At 49.5% G+C, this 17,835-nt stretch carries 11 protein-coding genes; 8 read left to right on the top strand and 3 right to left on the bottom strand.

Annotated features, from left to right (window positions below):
• Positions 1 to 73: 73 nt before the first annotated feature.
• Positions 74 to 1,015, bottom strand: coding sequence for an NAD-dependent epimerase/dehydratase family protein (locus NDI45_RS07565; RefSeq protein WP_348247023.1), 942 nt, complete (start codon positions 1,013 to 1,015; stop codon positions 74 to 76).
• Between the two features lie 93 nt (positions 1,016 to 1,108).
• Between NDI45_RS07565 and NDI45_RS07560 the strand changes: the two genes are divergently transcribed.
• Positions 1,109 to 1,579, top strand: coding sequence for a GNAT family N-acetyltransferase (locus NDI45_RS07560; RefSeq protein WP_190791800.1), 471 nt, complete (start codon positions 1,109 to 1,111; stop codon positions 1,577 to 1,579).
• A 240-nt stretch (positions 1,580 to 1,819) separates the two neighbouring features.
• The gene (locus NDI45_RS07555; protein WP_348246925.1) at positions 1,820 to 3,004 is read left to right on the top strand and encodes an MFS transporter; all 1,185 of its coding nucleotides are present in this window, start codon (positions 1,820 to 1,822) and stop codon (positions 3,002 to 3,004) included.
• Positions 3,005 to 3,080: 76 nt separating this feature from the next.
• On the opposite strand, the gene NDI45_RS07550 is transcribed toward NDI45_RS07555, so the two are convergent.
• Entirely contained in the window at positions 3,081 to 4,043 is a 963-nt protein-coding gene (locus tag NDI45_RS07550) for an SGNH/GDSL hydrolase family protein (RefSeq protein WP_199296527.1), read from the bottom strand.
• A 184-nt stretch (positions 4,044 to 4,227) separates the two neighbouring features.
• Here NDI45_RS07550 and NDI45_RS07545 point away from each other — a divergent pair, with 184 nt between their 5' ends.
• Both NDI45_RS07545 and NDI45_RS07540 read left to right on the top strand, forming a co-directional pair.
• A complete protein-coding gene (locus NDI45_RS07545) occupies positions 4,228 to 4,368 on the top strand; it encodes a hypothetical protein (RefSeq protein WP_190791798.1) in 141 nt (46 codons plus the stop codon).
• Between the two features lie 590 nt (positions 4,369 to 4,958).
• On the top strand, positions 4,959 to 6,773 hold the full coding sequence (locus tag NDI45_RS07540) for an ABC transporter ATP-binding protein (RefSeq protein WP_348246924.1): 1,815 nt from the start codon (positions 4,959 to 4,961) through the stop codon (positions 6,771 to 6,773).
• 12 nt (positions 6,774 to 6,785) lie between these two features.
• Here the strand turns inward: NDI45_RS07540 and NDI45_RS07535 are convergent, their stop codons facing one another.
• Complete coding sequence (locus NDI45_RS07535) at positions 6,786 to 7,751, bottom strand: glycosyltransferase family A protein (protein ID WP_348246923.1); 966 nt, start codon at positions 7,749 to 7,751, stop codon at positions 6,786 to 6,788.
• Between the two features lie 416 nt (positions 7,752 to 8,167).
• Here NDI45_RS07535 and NDI45_RS07530 point away from each other — a divergent pair, with 416 nt between their 5' ends.
• From NDI45_RS07530 to glgX, 4 genes are all read left to right on the top strand, one after another.
• Positions 8,168 to 9,622: a DUF697 domain-containing protein gene (locus NDI45_RS07530; RefSeq protein ID WP_348246922.1), complete on the top strand. Its 1,455-nt coding sequence runs from the start codon at positions 8,168 to 8,170 to the stop codon at positions 9,620 to 9,622.
• A gap of 522 nt (positions 9,623 to 10,144) precedes the next feature.
• Positions 10,145 to 13,300, top strand: coding sequence for a GAF domain-containing protein (locus NDI45_RS07525; protein ID WP_348246921.1), 3,156 nt, complete (start codon positions 10,145 to 10,147; stop codon positions 13,298 to 13,300).
• A gap of 8 nt (positions 13,301 to 13,308) precedes the next feature.
• Positions 13,309 to 15,132 carry an EAL domain-containing protein gene (locus NDI45_RS07520; protein WP_348246920.1) on the top strand — a complete coding sequence of 608 codons (1,824 nt, stop codon included), beginning with the start codon at positions 13,309 to 13,311 and terminating at the stop codon, positions 15,130 to 15,132.
• A gap of 542 nt (positions 15,133 to 15,674) precedes the next feature.
• Positions 15,675 to 17,834 (top strand): glycogen debranching protein GlgX, encoded by a 2,160-nt coding sequence (gene glgX / locus NDI45_RS07515; RefSeq protein ID WP_348246919.1) that lies wholly within the window; start codon positions 15,675 to 15,677, stop codon positions 17,832 to 17,834.
• Position 17,835: the final 1 nt, after the last annotated feature.

Here is a 17,835-nt window from a genome sequence, read left to right as displayed (position 1 = left end):
CTGTTCTCCGTTGGACAGGTTGTTGATTGGATCTTACCTGAGAGGATGAGTGGATGGATGTCTTCTCATCTCTTCATTCCCCCACCTTCTCCAGAATCTCCTCATCCAGTGAGAAATCCACCTCAGCGGCATCCCGCCCGATCGCCAGATAGTCATTCTGGAAGGAATCTTTTAAGCCGGAAATCAGGTCGAATTCAGGCTTCCAGTAAAGGTCTTTTTGCGCTTTGTAAATGTCGGTGAAGAAGTGCTGGACGCGCATCGGAAAGGCTTTCTTTTTGCCGAAGTCAAACTGCTTCGGGTCGTAGTGGACAATTTTGAGCGAGGCGGGGTCTTTTCCGGCGGCAACGGCACAGGCACGCGCTAAGCCATCAAAGGTGACATAGCGATCGCCCGAAATGTTGTAAATTTGCCCGATCGCTCTGGGATTACCCAGCACCGCGACCATTGCACTTGCCAGATCGTGAACGTGACCAAACTGGGTGATGTGCATTCCGTTTCCGGGAATGGGGACGGGACGATCGCGCACAATTCGATCGAAGTACCAGGCTTCCAGGTCGTTATAGTTTTGCGGTCCGTAAATATAGACCGGACGAACCGAGGTGAAGGGAATGCCCTGTTCTGCCAGATAGGTTTCGGTTTCAAACTTGCCTTTGTGTCGGCTCTTGGGGTCAACGGGGTCGCTTTCCTGGTGGGGCATTTGGTCAGATTTGAGGTAGACCCCTGCTGAGCTGACGTAGACAAAATGCTTGATGCTATCGCGAAAGATTTCAGCCAGAGGTTGAGTGTCGCTCAGTTCGCGTCCATTGTTATCAAACACTGCGTCAAACGATTCGCCTGCAAGCTTTTCTTTAAGCTGGTCTGTATCGGTTCGATCGCCGTGGATTTGCTCAACGCCTTCGATCGGTGCAGGTTTATTGCCTCGATTAAACAGCACCACTTCATGGTCTTGCTCGACCAGCAGGCGCGTCAGATAAACCCCAATAAAGCGAGTTCCGCCCATCACCAAAATTCGCATTGTGCCTTTCCCCCTAGCTGAAATACTGTTACCCATCGTAAAACTGATTGGGATTCGTTTATCCTTGCATTGAATCTAAAGCTGAATCTGCCGATGCTGCCTGTCCAAATTCGCCCTGCAACGACCGACGATCGCTCGTTTATCCTCAGTCTTGTTCCGCGCTTTGTGGAATTTGGCTCTCCCACTGAACGCGATCCCGATCAGGTGATTCGGGCAATTGCAAAGGAAATCGATCGGGCAATCATCAGCTATCCCACACCGCAAAATATTTTTATTGCCGTTGATTCACAGGGCAAATCGCTGGGGTTTATCTTTCTGGAAACGCTGACCGATTTCTTCACGCAAGAACGCCACGCCCACATTTCCGATATCGTCGTCATTCCCGAAGCATCAGGGCAGGGCATTGGTCAGGCACTCATGGCGTATGCCGAAACCTGGGCAAAGGCGCGAAGCCTCAGCTTTATTACGCTCAATGCATTTGGTGGAAATGGTCGGGCACGATCGTTTTATAGTCAGTTAGGCTATCAGGAAGATACGGTGAAATATTTAAAGCGATTGAATTAGGCGATCGATAGGTTGAAAAATTAAGGGAATCGCCATTGATATCACAAAAATTAGCGATTGCAAAATTAAGCGATTGCAAAAATTAATCGAATTTCTGTACTCATCCCTTCTCTTTCGAGTCACGATTATCAACATCGCTCTTTCGGTGTTGCGAATGGAATCAATCGATGGCGATGCTGAATCAAGATCTGAAATGCCCTCGTCCCCAACCCATCTAGTGGAAACCGGGTGAGCAATCCTATGAAATCCTACAGCCCTGATAGCCTGCTTGTAAAAGCAACTCTGCTACTCGTCAGTACCCTCACCGTCATGGCAGGAGCAACGATCGCCCCCTCGCTTCCGGCAATGCGGCAGCATTTCTCAACGGTTCCCAATGCCGATTATTGGGTCAGATTAGTCTTGACTGTTCCCGCGCTGTTGATTGCCCTGGGCGCACCGATCGCAGGCAGCATTATCGATCGCTTTGGACGCAAAGGACTGTTGGCGGCGGCGGTGTTTCTTTATGGCTTAGCTGGAAGCTCTGGCTATTTGTTGGATTCGATCGGGTCGATTCTGGTCGGGCGAGTGCTGCTGGGCTTGAGCGTGGCAGGCATTATGACCACAGCAACTACCCTGATTGCCGATTATTACCTGGGGGCTACCCGTGCCCAGTTTCTTGGACTGCAAGCTGCCTTTATGGGATTGGGCGGCATGGTGTTTCTAACCCTGGGTGGCTATCTCGCCGATGTCAACTGGCGGCTGCCGTTTTTAATTTATTTGCTGGCGTGGTTCATTTTTCCTTTAATTTTGCTGGTGCTGCCCGAACCCAATCGCAACCGATCGCCCAACCAAACCGAGAACCTTCCTGCGGAGGCAGTTCCCTGGACGGTGCTGATCATGACCTATGGGATTGCGCTGATGACTCAGATTGTGTTTTACATGATCCCTGTGCAGCTTCCCTTTTATCTTCAGCAAATTGCGAATGCAAATGCATCTCAAAGTGGATTAGCGATCGCCCTTGCCACGCTTGCGACCTCAATCAGTGCCCTTAGCTATCAGCGGCTCAAAGCGCGGTTCACTTTTACCCAGCTCTATGCGATCGCCTTCCTGCTGATGGGAATTGGTTATCTCATTATTAGTTTTGTCTCTCGCTACAATCTGGTTTTGGTTGGCTTGGCGATCGCTGGATTAGGAGTCGGACTGCTAATGCCTAATATGAATGTCTGTTTGACTTCATCTACTCCGGTCGCGCTGCGGGGAAGAATTTTGGGTGGACTAACGACGAGCTTTTTTCTGGGTCAGTTTATTTCGCCGTTGATCAGTCAACCGCTCAGCCAACAGGTTGGTTTAGGCGCAACCTATGGACTGGCTGGGGGATTAATGCTGGGCATGACGCTTGCAATGCTGGCAGTGATGCTGCGCTGGAAAGCAACGCCAGAGGTGTGAGAAAAACTGCGGCGATTCCATTCTGATCGCGACGATTGCTTTCTAGGATGACTCGCTGCCTGGAATGATCCCAGGGTTAATCCACCATCGATCGAATCATGTACTGCACAAGCTGCTGATTCCCGATCGGGCTGAGATGAATGTGATCGCGATAAAGCGTTTCGGGCTGAGAATTGGCAGCAAACCGGGGAAGAACATCCAAAAATCGAATTCCTTGCGTTTCAGTAAACGCTTGCAGACGATCGCGGGCAGTTTTCTCGTAGTCGCGCGAGCCGGGCGGTTTGAGTTCGCGCAGGAGCGGCGTAATCACCAGAAAAAACTGAGCGTTAGACTGTATCGCAATCGAGTAAATTTCTTGAATTGCCGCCAGGTTTTCTCCCACCCGATCGCCTCCTGCCAGCTGAAGCTGGACAAGTTCAGGAATTGGCTTTGACTTGAAGGCATAACGCTGAATCACCTCAGCTAGGGCAAACGGCGGAGTCTGAGCCGGATAGTTGCGATCGCGCCCCACCTGTACGGAAGTAGGAACCGTGCCAAACAAATCATCGGTGTTGATCAGCAGCACGATCGCCTGTGATTCAAAGCTGCCAAATCGTTTTAGATAAGCCAACTGATTGCGCGGCGACCAGGAATTTGCAGAAGCATTCAAAACTTCGACTTGCTCAAGGTTTTCGGTTTGGAGCAATGGAACGGTTTGATTTTTTGATAATCGTGTCTGAAGCTGGGCTTGCAGCAGAGCAGAAATCGTTTCGTCTTGATCAGTCCACCACGCCCCGTTTGCGATCGAATCTCCTAACAGCAAGATCCGCAGCGTGTCCTGATTTCGTTGGGGGGTGATCGGTGAACTTCGCATTGAGTATTGATTGATTGCAATTCGATGACCAAACCGACGAGTGGTTTGATTCGGAGCTAGCAGATAGCCAATTTGCGGGTCGGCAACGTACAGCAGCGGCTTACCAAAACCAAAGAACGATCGCAGTCCCAGCTCCAGGACTCCAGCGATCGCGATGATCAGCAAGGTTGACATCAGAATAGGCATTGCGACTGAACCTTTACCAAATAAGAAATTTTAATGGTGTGACCTGGATAACTGGAGGTTTCCCTTGTTTAGCTAAAATTATGATATTGATAAGCGATTAACCTGCCTTCTGGAGGTGGCACCTCTCTTTCATGCTGCTTCAACATGAAGGCATGATTGTTTCACTGCAAAGGATCACCCCCCTATGACCGACCAAAATCGAGGAATCATGAAATTCCAAAGCGCAGACAGCACGCCAATGGTCACACTCTCGGCTGTGCTAATTCTCGGCTCGATCGCTTTTTTGATCATCTGGGCACTTCAGTCTGCCTATGCGATCGGCTAACTTATTCGTTAAGTGATCATTCGTTGACTGATATTTGCATTAATCATTCCTTCTTGAATTTTCTGGGGCAGTGCTGCGGTGCTTGCCCTTTTGTTTTATCTTCATATCTTTATTTCGATCGCTTCAATTCCTATCGCGCATCAGATCCATTGAGGAGAGCCATCGAAGAGAAAGTAATGCCTGATACCAGCCTGAAACCGTGAAATCGATCAGGTAACCATTGACCTGTCTAGATGGACTGAACAATCATCGTTTTTTCTGAGAAAGGTTAAGGGTCTTGCCTTCAAGTCAGGGCAAGGCTAAACAGCATGCTTTAATTTGCTCTAAGTAATCGGATGAGCCCATTTCATTGAGATTGTGTGGCTTGCATACTACAGTCGTGCTACAATCTGTATTGTCAAAGCGATCGATCGTCATTCTGCTGCGGTAAACCGCTCGATCAGTCGTCTGCACATTAGACACTTTTCAAATATTCCCTCATCTTGCCAGGGAAAGGAATTGTTTCGCTGTCCCCAATTCGGCTAACACTTTTCCGCTAATCCTTTGCTGATTTTATTCATTCACTTCAATTTGCTCTACCGCATTTTCCTATGGCTAACTTTCGCGATTTAGCACATTATTTTCGACCGTATTGGTCTGCGGTTATCTTCAGCATTGCCACAAGCAGTTTGTTTGAAATTCTTGATCTGGCTGTGCCTTATGCGATCGGACAAACACTCAACGTGCTATCGGGTCAACCGATCGATAACATCTTGCAGCAGTTGCTTGGAGGATTGGCGGCAACGACTGGAATTCCGGCGAGTCGCGGGCTTACCCTTGCGGTGCTGTTAGGACTGATCTTTCTAGTAACGGTCGTACGGGCGCCGATTCAGCCCTGGATTAGTCACTGGTATCACTGGGAGATTCCCCTGCGGGCACGACGCGATCATTCGATTCGATCGGTGGCAAAAATTCTCAAATTACCGATCGAGTTTTATGACGAAAACAATCCGGGTCGTATTGCCGGACGGGTCGCACGAGGATTATCAAACCATACCTGGACATATCCTGAAATTGCCGGAGAACTGGTTCCCAAACTATTTCGAATTGTGGGAATTTTTGTCGTGATTTTGCTGATCGAATGGCGGATCGCGCTGCTGTTTCTAGCGTCTTTTATCTTCATTCTTGCCTTTACGCTCAGGGGCTTAAAACACTTGATTCGCAAAGAAGAAAGCCTCGATCGCTATATGGAAAACACCGAGAGTCGTACCTCGGAAATTATCACCAACATAAAAACAGTAAAGGCATTTGCAACCGAGGCGGCGGAGCTAAAGCGGCAAAGACAGCGATTCGATCGCGAACTCAATGTGGTGATCAACCGAGTTCATCGGGGCTATGTGACGCTGTTTACCTGGCAGCGATTTGTGATTCAGATTTGCGTATTCCTGATTCTGGCACTAACGCTGTGGGCAACGGTGCGCGGCGAGATTTCGCTGGGTCATTTCGTGACAACGTTAACCATTTCCAGCATGGCGTATGCCGAACTGGAACCGATTAGCGGATTAGCCGAAGTCTTTGCCCGCCGCTATTCCTCGATGCTGCGCTACCACGAGTTTATGCAGTTGCCCGACGGTCAGGACACAGTTGAACTGGAACAGCCCGCAGCCGTTAAACATTATGAGTTTACGGGGAAGGTGCATTTCGATCACGTGTCCTTTGGCTACGCAGCCGATCGTCCAGTGCTGCAAGACATCAGCCTGCTGATCGAACCGAAACAAACGATTGCTTTAGTGGGGCGATCGGGTTCTGGCAAATCAACGCTGGTGAAACTGCTGTTTCGCTACTTTGATCCGCAGCAGGGACGCATTTTGATCGACGGGCAGGATACCCGACAGCTCGATGTTACAGGCTATCGGCGCAGACTGGCGATCGTCCATCAGGAAGTGGATGTGTTTAACGGGACACTGCTCGACAACCTGACCTACGGCAATCCGAAGGCGACGTTTGCAGAAGTCGAAGAAGCCTGTCAGATTGCCAGAGTCGATGAGTTTGTGCGGGTACTGCCCCAGGGCTATCGCACAATCGTCGGCGAACGGGGGGTGCGCCTATCGGGCGGCCAGCGTCAGCGTTTGGGCATCGCCAGAGCATTGCTGATGCACCCGGATGTGCTGGTGTTTGATGAGGCAACCTCTAGCCTGGACTACGAATCAGAGCGATCGATTCAGTTGGCAATGCGATCGATTTTGGGAACCCGAACGACGATCATCATTGCCCATCGGCTCAGCACGGTGCGCGAAGCAGACCAAATCGTAGTGCTGGATCAGGGTCGCATTGTGGAAGTGGGCAGTCATACAGAGCTTCTAAATCAGGGCGGCATTTATCACCGCTTGCACCAGTTGCAGGAAACCGGGGAACTGCTGGCATAACAGACGACCCGATTACCAATATCGACTCTTGAGCTTCCAGGCGTGATGTCCAAACTCGTGATTCCAAACGCTTTTGAGGGAAAGCAAATAGCAATAGCAGTAAACGCTAAACTGCATAATGTTCTTTAAGCCAGCCGATCGCGCCACCTCAGAAGGCTTAAACGGGGGGCGATCGGCTTTCTGTTTGAGAAACTCTGAAAACCAGTGAGGATTGGTCTGGAAAAGCTGCATCACAATCTGTTTGGCAGAATCGCCGCCACCGAACAGCGTTCTCATGCAAAAGTCGATCTGTTCCTGCACATAGCCGCCGATGATCGTGCGTTTGCGGCAAGCTAGCCAGTAAGTCAGGTTCCGATCGCGGGGGGTGGAGCCAGATTGTACGGTCGGGTTTTGCACGCGGGCAAGATAGCCTTTTTGCATGCCCGTCTCAACGTCAATCTCGTACCAATGGGTGACGGCTGTGACTAAAACGTAGGCGTCATCCATTACAATCCCTTCCGGGATCACGATTTGCCGCAGGATTTCTCCCTGTGCAGCGTAGCATTTGCCGTCCAGCTTCCGCACGACAACATTGCCGTTGTGATCCATTACTTTACCTGCACAAAGGCGAGCATTTTGATTGTGCTTCAAGGTATCAATTAATTCGCTGAGTCCAGTTGGGGTGATGAAAACGACATCCGCATCAAGCAAAATGTAATAGTCTGCTGGCTCTGTGGCATGATGCACAAAGTGATTCCAGGCATTGCACTTATCAGCAATCGGAAGTTCAATCACCTGAGCTTGAATTCCAAACGGGGCAAATTCCCGCAGAGCTTCTCTGGCAATCGCAGCCATGCGATCGGTTGAACCATTGGACACGACAGTAATGGAAATGCTGTACTCCTGCTGAATCAACGTCTGCGATCGCAGCGAGTCCAGAAGTCGCCCGATGCCAAACTCCTCGTTATAGCCGAGAATTCCGATCGCAATCTTTTGCATCTGAAGTGTTATGGATAATACGAGAAGGAATCAACACAATGGTTCACAAAGTAGCGATCGAAGTTCGATCGAATAATATCTAGATAAACAGAATTCTAAGGAAGCAGCAGTTAAATCTGAAACAGCTTGTGAATAAAATTTCTTCCTTTCATTGCAATTTAATCCTTGATCCGATTAAACCCTACAGAATAGTTAACAGTTCAGCTTGCTATAAGCGTCTGACCAGGGGAGGATTTCGCTTAATTTCTTCTGATAGGGATTTTTTTGGATTAAAATTGGATTAAAAATAGACAAGCAGGACAACGCCGCAGGAATACCGTACTTGATCAATTCGGTTATTGGATCGCTGCTGCTAACTCAAACCAGTAGAAATTTAGTAAATTTAGTAACAGACCTCTCTTTTGCCAGGACTTCCTATGAATTCCCCTGTCTCCTCGATTCTGTTACGGCGACCGATTCTGCTGGGCGGACTCGGCTTGACCTGCGGCGCGCTCATGCTAAACGGTCTGGATGCTGGCTTGTCTCATTGGGGCGGCACGATCGTTTGGGGTGCAATCACGCTGGGGTCGGGAATCTGGTGGCTTCAGCAGCGCACGGCAAAATCTCTGACCGATCGCCTGAAACTGCCGACCACCCCTGCCGATCGCGCTCTGGTTGACAAAACCCTTGCCGCTGTCGAGCAGCGCATCAGTCATCTTATTGCCGAGCGAGGAGAAAATAGCGAAATTCATCCTTCGATTACTAGCTTTCAGGAACAGCTCAGCACCCTGAGTCAAAGCCTCGATCGCCAGCAGCTTTCTCTGTCTTTCCTGGGCGGACGCGCTACGGGGAAAACAACCCTCTCCCAGCTTTTCCGGCAGGGGGGAATTGAGCAGCCGCAGGACATTGCAGGCAGTTGTGAAACGCCACAAGCTCATACCGAGGAAGTGACCGGAGCTGATCTGATTCTGTTTCTTACTACAGGCGACCTGACCGACTCTGAGTTTCAAACCATCCAAACGCTGCTAGCTCAGCGGCATCGCGTGCTGCTGGTCTTCAATAAGCAGGATCAGTATTTGTCAGACGATCGCCCCGTAATTTTGCAGCAGTTGCGCGATCGCGTGGCGGGCATTCTGGCAGCCGAAGATGTGATCGCAGTCTCGGCAAAGCCCGCTCCGGTAAAGGTGCGTCAGGTGCAGGCAGATGGCTCAATGCAAGAGCGACTGGAGCATCCAGAACCCGAAGTTGCTGCCCTTCAGACCCGGATTCAGCACATTCTTACCAGCGAGAAGCAGCAGCTTGTTTATGCCACCGTCGTGCGGCAGGCGCAGGCTCTCCAGCGATCGATCCAAACCGAGCTGAATCAGGTGCGGCGCGATCGTGCCCTGCCCATTATCGAGCAATATCAGTGGATTGCGGCAGCAGCAACCTTTGCGAACCCGGTCTCAAGTCTTGACCTGCTGGCAACCGCCACGATCAATGCTCAAATGGTGATGGATTTAGGCGCAATCTATCAGCAAAAATTCTCGCTGGAGCAGGCGAAGACGATGACCGGAACCCTGGCAAGCCAAATGGTGAAGCTAGGCTTAGTCGAAGTCGCAAGCCAGGCAATTTCGCCTCTGCTGAAAACTCACGCACTTACCTATGTGGCAGGTGGAATGCTCCAGGGGGTGAGCGCAGCTTATCTCACACGGGTCGCAGGCTTGAGCCTGACCGAATACTTCGAGGAACAAAGCTATCTTCCGCAAGCTGAATCTGCGTTCAAGCCCGATCGCCTGATGCAAAAACTGCAATCGGTCTTCCAGGCAAACCAGCGATCGGCATTCCTGCAAACCCTGGTGAAGCAAGCGATCGGTCGGCTGACCCCTCCGGCTGCGGCTGAAGCATCATAACTGCGAACAAAGTTACTGCAAACAAAGTTATTCGGCGGGCGATCGAATACTGAACGAATCGTGCTGAATTGATACAAGACTCCCAGGCTTCGGTTTGGGAGTTTTTGTTGATCAACTTCGCCCCTTTTGAAGGGGAGCTAGAGGGGAGCTTAAAGCTCCTAAATCCGTTCTAATTCCCTTGCTTGGCCGATGCCGTCCTGAAGGTTGCTTTTGGATTGCACAACTTTCGATTCAGCCATCATCAGCCTGCGATTGCCTGATTGCAGCAGGATTGAAACTACTTCTCTCCCTGGTCCACTCATCCTATTTATTACTCATTTGTTTTATTGCTGATAAATTATTGCTGATAAAGCCTAATCATTTCAGCGGAATCAATAGCGAGATTACCCGAGTAAATCACCGCGAATCGATCAGAAGAAATTAAGATTCCTACTTCAGGGTGAAGGAAATAATACCTTCCAACCTCATTGCAGACTCACCAGGTGATAAGGGAACATTAGGAACATCTCTAGATTCTGAATAATGTTCGACCTCATCCGGAATCTTGTATCCCCCAGTTATTACATTCCGCATGGACACTGCTATCTCTGGCAGGCTCCTTTGGTTTGGCTGCATGCCAGTAGCGATGCATTAATTGCAATTGCCTATTTTTCGATTCCCCTGATGTTGGTCTGCTTTGTATGGAGACGGAAGGATATCCCGTTCTCGCCAGTATTGTTACTGTTTGGGGCCTCCATTGTCCTTTGTGGAACCGGGCATCTTCTCGATATCTGGACGCTTTGGCATCCTGCCTACTGGCTATCTAGTGCAGTGCGAGCAATTACGGCTGTGGTGTCTTGCTACACAGCATTACAACTAGTTGAGTTACTGCCTCAATTCCTGACGTTGCGAACCCCAAAGCAGTTAGAACGCTTAAACCAGGAACTCGAGAAACAGGTGATGGAACGACAGCGGGCGGAAGAAACACTGCGAACCATCGTAGCCGGGACTGCTTCGGTCACAGGGCAAGACTTTTTCCCGGCACTGGTAAAAAACTTAGCTTCTGCTCTCAATGTTCCTTGCGTTGTGGTTTCAGAGAAAGTCAAGAGTTCTCCTGCGACCCTGCAAACCCTTTCTTTTTGGTCGGACGACCGCTTGATCGCAAATACCCAATTTCACCTATCGGGAACTGCCTGTGAACAAGTGGTGCAAGGTAAACAACTCTGTAGCTACGGCGGTAGGCTAAAGCAGCTTTTCCCTGATAATAATTTTCTTCCAGCAGACAGTCCACTTGATAGTTATGCGGGAATTCCCCTGCTAGATGCCAACCAAGCAGTCATCGGAACGCTCTGTATCCTGGATGTTAAACCTATGAAGCTAGATGACTGCACTGAAGCCTTGCTCAGTGTATTTGCTGCTCGGGCTGCTACCGAACTTGAACGTAAATGGGCTGAGGAGGAAAAACGTCAGGCCTATGAAGAATTGGAGTTTCGGGTTGAATCTCGTACAGCCGAATTCGTTCAAGCTAACCAGGCTCTAGAAATCGAAATTCAGGAACGGATTGCGGTTGAAGCAAAACTTCAGCGGATTGCAGAGCGAGAGCGAACGACTGCCTGCGTAATTCAGCAAATGCGGCAGAGTCTAGACTTAAAAGCAATTTTTGACGCTACAACCAAGGAACTTCGTCGAGCAGTTCGCTGCGATCGCACTCTAATTTATCGTTTTCAGCCCGATTGGACTGGGCAGGTTGTGGCTGAATCCGTGGAGGAAGGGTGGAATACAATTATTGCAATCGAAGACTATCAGCAGGAATTGACCCCTGCAACCCTTGAGCAACCTAGCTGTATAGTGAAGAAACTGGACGGTGCAGAAGTCCTTATTCGCGATACCTATTTACAGGAAAACGCTGAGGAACTGTATCACCAGCGGTTAAATTACTGTTGTGTTACAGATATCTATCAGGCAGGTTTTGATACTTGCTACTTGCAGCTATTGGAGTTTTTGCAGGCTCGCTCTTACGCTATTGTCCCTATTTTCTTTGGTAATAAGCTTTGGGGCTTGTTAGCGGCTTATCACAATACTGAACCTCGTGAATGGCAACTCTCCGAAGTTCAGATGATGACTCAAATTAGCAACCAGTTAGGGGTAGCGGTTCAACAGGCAGAATTGTTAACCCAAACGCAGGAACAAGCCAAACAGCTACAGCAGGCTAAAGAAGCTGCGGATGCGGCTAATCGGGCTAAAAGCGAGTTTTTGGCAAATATGAGTCATGAGCTTCGGACGCCACTCAATGCCATTCTGGGCTTTACCCAGCTTATGCAGCGAGATGAATCCCTTAGCCTTGATCAGCGGCGATCGATCGAAATTGTCAATCAAAGCGGGGAGCATTTATTGGGGCTAATCAACGATGTACTGGAAGTTTCAAAAATCGAAGCAGGGCAGGTGACGCTCGATGAAACCGAATTTGACCTGTACCAGTTGCTCCACAGCTTGCAAGCCATGTTCCAGCTAAAAGCCGAGGCCAAAGGCTTACAGCTCAGGTTCGATTGGACGACTGATGTTCCCCAACAAATTCGAGCAGATAAAAATAAGCTGCGTCAGATTTTGATTAATTTATTGGGAAATGCAGTCAAGTTTACAGAGCAAGGCTGGATTAACCTGCGAGTTCACGCTCTTGCCCCTCCTGACCGAGTTATAGGTAAATTTGGAAACTTTATTAAGCTGAGCTTTGAGATTGAAGATACGGGAGCAGGCATTGCAGCCGATGAGTTAGGCAATTTATTTCAGGCCTTTAAACAAACTCGATCGGGACGCAAATCCCAGGAAGGAACGGGTTTAGGTTTGCGAATTAGCCAGCGATTTGTGCAGTTGATGGGCGGGGAAATCACAGTGCAGAGCCAAGTTGACCAGGGGAGCTGCTTCAGCTTTGAGATTCTCGTTGGTTTAGCTCAAAATGCCTCTAGCTTCCCCGAAACGGATGATATATCCGCTGCCCCCTCCGCTGATATTCCTTTGAGAGCAGTCAATCATCGCCTTCTCATTGTCGAAGACAACGCAACAAATCGGTTACTCCTTAAGAAAATTCTGAGTCATTTAGGATTCGACATTCGAGAAGCTGAGAATGGTCAAACTGCCGTTGCGCTTTGGCAAGAATGGCATCCTCACGTAATTTTAATGGATATTCATATGCCGATCGTGAACGGTTATGAAGCCACTCAAAGAATCCGGGAGCTAGAACAACAGCAACCAAATTTACAGCGCGCCTGTATTATTGCCATTACCGCCAGTGCCTTTGCTGAACAAAGACAGGCGACCCTTGCTGCGGGCTGTGATAGTTTTGTCAGCAAACCGTTTCGGTGCGAAGAATTACAAGCAGTGCTCTCCAAGCATATTGGCATTACATTTCTCCCAAAGCCTACTGCCAAAACAGCAATTCCGCAGTCTGGCTCTCCTGGCCACAAGTCCCCGCTTGATGCGTCTACCCTGGCTGCCCTGATGCCACCGGACTGGATTGCCCAGCTTCACTTTGCAGCAGCTCAAGGAAATGACACGAAGAGTCTGGCATTAATTGCTCAAATTCCCTCAGAGCATTCCACGCTAGTTGCAGCGTTAACGAACTTGGTGAAACGATACCAATTTGATCAGTTAACCAGCCTGACTCAACCTGAAAACTCAACCATCGATCAAGGGAGCATTTAGCCAGACCCATGAGCAATGAGAATTCTTTTCTCCCTCAACCATCATCCCTGAATCCGCTGACTCAGGCTGATATTCTGATCGTGGATGATGTTTTGGAGAATATCCATCTTCTCTCAACCATTCTAGACTCTAGTGGCTATGAAACCCGGAAAGCAACAAACGGCAAAATGGCACTGACGGCGATCGCAACAACGCTGCCCAGTTTAGTGTTATTGGATATTCGGATGCCAGAAATCAGTGGCTACGAAGTGTGTCAGCGATTGAAAGCAGATCCCAAAACAGCCCATATTCCGGTGATTTTCTTAAGTGCAGCCGATGATGTTACCGATAAAGTAGAGGCTTTCCGAATTGGAGGGGCAGACTACATCACTAAGCCCTTCCACATGGAGGAAGTTCTCGCGCGAGTACAGCATCAACTTGCGATCGTTGCAGCGCAGCAAACGATTCACCAGTTAAACGTGCAGCTTGAGCAGCGAATCAAAGAGCGTACCCAACAACTGGAAGCTGCTAATGCTCAATTGCTCAATATGGCATTTCGAGATCCCTTAACCCAGTTGCCCAATCGCGCTTTGCTCATGAAGCGGCTTCAAACCCTTCTGGAACCTAGCAACTCGCACCACCGCTTTGCTGTGTTTTATTTGGATTGCGATCGATTCAAGATTGTTAATGATTCGTTAGGACATCCAGCAGGGGATGAATTGCTGATGGCAATTGCTCATCGGCTACAGTCCGTTTTACGATCGCAAGATCTCCTATTTCGCTTAGGAGGAGATGAATTTGTGGTTCTATTAAACCATCCCGCCGAAGCAGACACCGCGATTGAAATTGCTCAAGGGATTTCTAATTGCTGCTCCGCTCCTTTTAGTTTGAGAGAACGAGAGTTTTTTATTTCTTTCAGCATCGGGATTGTTTTAGATTGTTTAGCTTACCGCAATCCTGAAGAACTGCTACGAGATGCAGATATTGCAATGTATCAAGCTAAATCCTTGGGTAAGGATCAGTATCAAATTTTTAATCCATTAATGTATCAACAAATTTGTCACCGAATTCAGCTTGAAACCGATCTCCGCAAAGCCATTCTCAATGAAGAATTTGTTTTGCATTATCAGCCCATCGTGGAATTAGCAACCGGGGCGATCGTCGGTGTTGAGGCGTTAGTTCGATGGTATCACCCTGAAGCTGGATTAACTCCGCCCAACCAATTTATTCCGATCGCAGAAGAAACAGGACTGATTCTGAAGCTGGGACACTGGGTATTAGAAGCAGCTTGCCAACAGCTTTATGCCTGGCAACAGCAGCGGTTTGCTCACTCATCTTTTTCTGTCAGTGTGAATGTATCTGCTCACCAGCTCGCCCAGGAAAACTATGTCAAACAGATTGATGAGGTTTTAGCCAAAACTCAGCTTGATCCTCAGTGCTTAAACTTAGAAATTACAGAAACGGTAATTATGCAAAGCAATAACTTTGCTACCAGCGTAATCCGCGATCTCCGCGATCGACATATTCGGCTCAGCATCGATGATTTTGGTACGGGTTATTCATCGCTCAGCTATCTTCACTCCTTCCCCCTGGATCATCTCAAAGTCGATCGTTCTTTCATTCAACGGCTTCATGAAGAAAGTAGCTTGAGTTTAGTGACTGCGATCGTTCAAGTTGCTAAAACAATGGACATGAGATTGATTGCAGAAGGCATTGAAACAACCGAGCAACTGACCCAACTAAAATTGTTAGGCTGCCAGATGGGCCAGGGATATTTATTCTCTAAGCCTTTGCCCGTAGAAGAAATGACTAATTTGTTAGCTCAATCTTTGGGCGGTATCGCCAACGGATAAACGTTGCAACAGTTCGGGATATATTTACGATTTCGACTTCAAGAGTAGAGCCAAACTAGGTGCAAATTGTAATTGTGGATAATGCCATAGGCATGACTGAAGCAGCGTACCAACATAGCGTGCCAGCATATTTTGGCGTTGCTGAATTTGAGTATGATTCGCCCCCCTAGCCCCCCAAAGTTGGGGGGAACGAATCCTCAAAGTCCCCCAGCATTGGGAGATTTAGGGGACGATGCAATATCCAACCCAATCGCAGCGCTGTGTACGGTTTCGCGCAATACTCGATCGTGGCTCTCATGAGACAGGGCAAAAATGAGGAAGACAAAGATTTCTGATTAACTCCTTCTCAGGATAGACTCTAATTTTTCGCCTCATCATGAAAACTAATAAAAGACTTGACTGCCAGCAATTGGTCTGAAAGTCTGATGCAGTGGGAGCAAGCTGCGATCGCTTCAGTTTGCTCCGGCTTCTGCTGGTCAATTGCCCCTGGTCTAAAATCAGCGGTTTCGCTACTTTAAAGATCCAAAACATCTACATTCGCTATGTACCTATCAGTCTGGCCCGGTAAGCCCTATCCCCTGGGAGCCACCTGGGACGGCAAGGGCACCAACTTTGCTCTGTTTTCAGAACACGCCACTGGAGTAGAACTCTGCCTGTTCGACAAGAAAGGACGCGAAACCCGCCTAAAACTTACCGAAGTCAGCAACTTTGTCTGGCATGGGTATGTGCCGTCGATCGGTCCCGGACAGCGATATGGATTTCGGGTACATGGTCCCTTTGCCCCGCAGGAAGGACACCGCTTTAACCCAGCTAAGCTGCTAATTGACCCCTATGCCAAAGCCGTGGACGGCGATATTCGGTTTGGGGAAGAAATTTTTGGCTATCGCTGGGGCGATGAAGCAGAAGATCTCTCTTACTCAGAATTAGACGATGCCCATCTAGTTCCCAAGAGCATCGTAATTGATGAGTATTTTGACTGGGAAGGCGATGATCTGCTGCAAACACCGCGCCATGAGACGATCGTTTACGAGGTTCATGTACGGGGCTTTACCAAGCTGCATCCCGAGATTCCGCCTGAACTGCGGGGAAGCTATGCAGGGTTAGGGCATCCGGCTGCCATTTCGCATTTGCAATCGTTGGGAGTGACCGCAGTCGAACTCATGCCCGTGCATCATTTTCTGGCTTGTCCAGGGCATTTGGCGGGCAAGGGCTTGCGCAATTATTGGGGCTATGACTCGATCAACTACCTGGCTCCCTATGCAGGCTATAGTGCTAGCGGCAAGCAGGGACAGCAGGTGACGGAATTCAAGCAAATGGTGAAGGCACTGCATCGCGCCGGAATTGAGGTGATTCTGGACGTGGTGTACAACCACACGGGCGAAGGCAACCAGATGGGCCCAACCCTGTCGCTGCGCGGCATTGACAACGCATCATACTACCGTTTGGTGGAAGGAATGCCCCGCTATTACATGGACTTCACCGGCTGCGGCAACTCGCTGAACGTGCGCCATCCCCAGGTACTGAAGCTGATTATGGACAGCCTGCGCTACTGGGTGCTGGAGATGCACGTAGACGGCTTTCGGTTTGACCTGGCTTCTGCTCTTGCCCGCGAACTGTATGCGGTCGATCGCCTGGCGTCTTTCTTCGACATTATTCACCAAGACCCAATCCTGGCGGATGTAAAGCTGATTGCTGAGCCGTGGGATGTGGGCGAGGGCGGCTATCAGGTCGGAGAGTTTCCGCTGTTGTGGTCGGAGTGGAACGGCAAATATCGTGATACGGTACGCGACTTCTGGCGGGGCGAGGATAGCCGTCTGGCGGAGTTTGCCTATCGGTTTACGGGCAGTTCAGATCTGTACCAAAGCAACGGACGCAACCCCAGTGCAAGCATTAACTTCATCACAGCGCATGATGGATTCACGCTGCACGATCTGGTGAGCTACAACGAAAAGCACAACGAAGCGAACGGGGAAGAAAACCGAGACGGCGAAAGCCATAACCGATCGTGGAACTGCGGCGCAGAGGGCGACACCGACGACACCGATATTCTAGCTCTGCGCCAAAAACAGCAGCGCAATTTTCTCGTCACGCTGATGCTATCCCAGGGCATTCCCATGCTGGTGAGCGGCGATGAAATGGGTCGATCGCAAAAAGGCAACAACAACGCCTACTGTCAGGACAATGAGCTTTCCTGGCTGCACTGGGATTTGCAGGAGGACAACGACCAACTGCTAAACTTTACCCGCGAGCTGATTCACTTCCGGCGCAATCATCCCATTTTTCGGCGGCGTAAGTGGTTTCAGGGACGGGCAATTCGCGGGTCTGGCGTAAACGATATTGCCTGGTTCAACCCAGACGGCAAACGCATGACCGAAGAGCAGTGGCACGATGGCTTTGCCAAGGCGATCGGCATTTTCCTCAACGGTCAGGAAATTCTCACCCCCGGTGCATACGGTGAACGCATTGTGGATGACAGCTTCCTGATGCTGTTTAACGCCCACTACGAGCCGCTGGACTTCTTCTTGCCGGCTGGACTGAATAAATGGGCATGGCTGACGCTGATCGACACCACGCAACCGCGCATGATCGAAGATGGTGATTGCCATGAAGGGGGAACTGCTTCGCATCAATACACCGATGACAAGCCAATTACAGTCGCAGAGCGATCGATCGTGCTGCTGAAGTGTTTGGGCATGGCGTGAT

This window comes from Leptolyngbya sp. GB1-A1 (assembly GCF_039962475.1).
In the GTDB taxonomy this organism is placed as follows: Bacteria; Cyanobacteriota; Cyanobacteriia; order Elainellales; family Elainellaceae; genus Leptolyngbya_A.
Note: the sequence above shows the minus strand (reverse complement) of the source record. Positions and strands in the feature narration are given on the sequence as shown.

Bases quoted from the DNA above. Each gene is read 5' to 3' on its own strand.
- NDI45_RS07565 (WP_348247023.1), bottom strand. From the start codon at position 1,015: ATGCGAATTTTGGTGATGGGCGGAACTCGCTTTATTGGGGTTTATCTG.
- NDI45_RS07560 (WP_190791800.1), top strand. From the start codon at position 1,109: ATGCTGCCTGTCCAAATTCGCCCTGCAACGACCGACGATCGCTCGTTT.
- NDI45_RS07555 (WP_348246925.1), top strand. From the start codon at position 1,820: ATGAAATCCTACAGCCCTGATAGCCTGCTTGTAAAAGCAACTCTGCTA.
- NDI45_RS07550 (WP_199296527.1), bottom strand. From the start codon at position 4,043: ATGCCTATTCTGATGTCAACCTTGCTGATCATCGCGATCGCTGGAGTC.
- NDI45_RS07545 (WP_190791798.1), top strand. From the start codon at position 4,228: ATGACCGACCAAAATCGAGGAATCATGAAATTCCAAAGCGCAGACAGC.
- NDI45_RS07540 (WP_348246924.1), top strand. From the start codon at position 4,959: ATGGCTAACTTTCGCGATTTAGCACATTATTTTCGACCGTATTGGTCT.
- NDI45_RS07535 (WP_348246923.1), bottom strand. From the start codon at position 7,751: ATGCAAAAGATTGCGATCGGAATTCTCGGCTATAACGAGGAGTTTGGC.
- NDI45_RS07530 (WP_348246922.1), top strand. From the start codon at position 8,168: ATGAATTCCCCTGTCTCCTCGATTCTGTTACGGCGACCGATTCTGCTG.
- NDI45_RS07525 (WP_348246921.1), top strand. From the start codon at position 10,145: ATGTTCGACCTCATCCGGAATCTTGTATCCCCCAGTTATTACATTCCG.
- NDI45_RS07520 (WP_348246920.1), top strand. From the start codon at position 13,309: ATGAGCAATGAGAATTCTTTTCTCCCTCAACCATCATCCCTGAATCCG.
- glgX (WP_348246919.1), top strand. From the start codon at position 15,675: ATGTACCTATCAGTCTGGCCCGGTAAGCCCTATCCCCTGGGAGCCACC.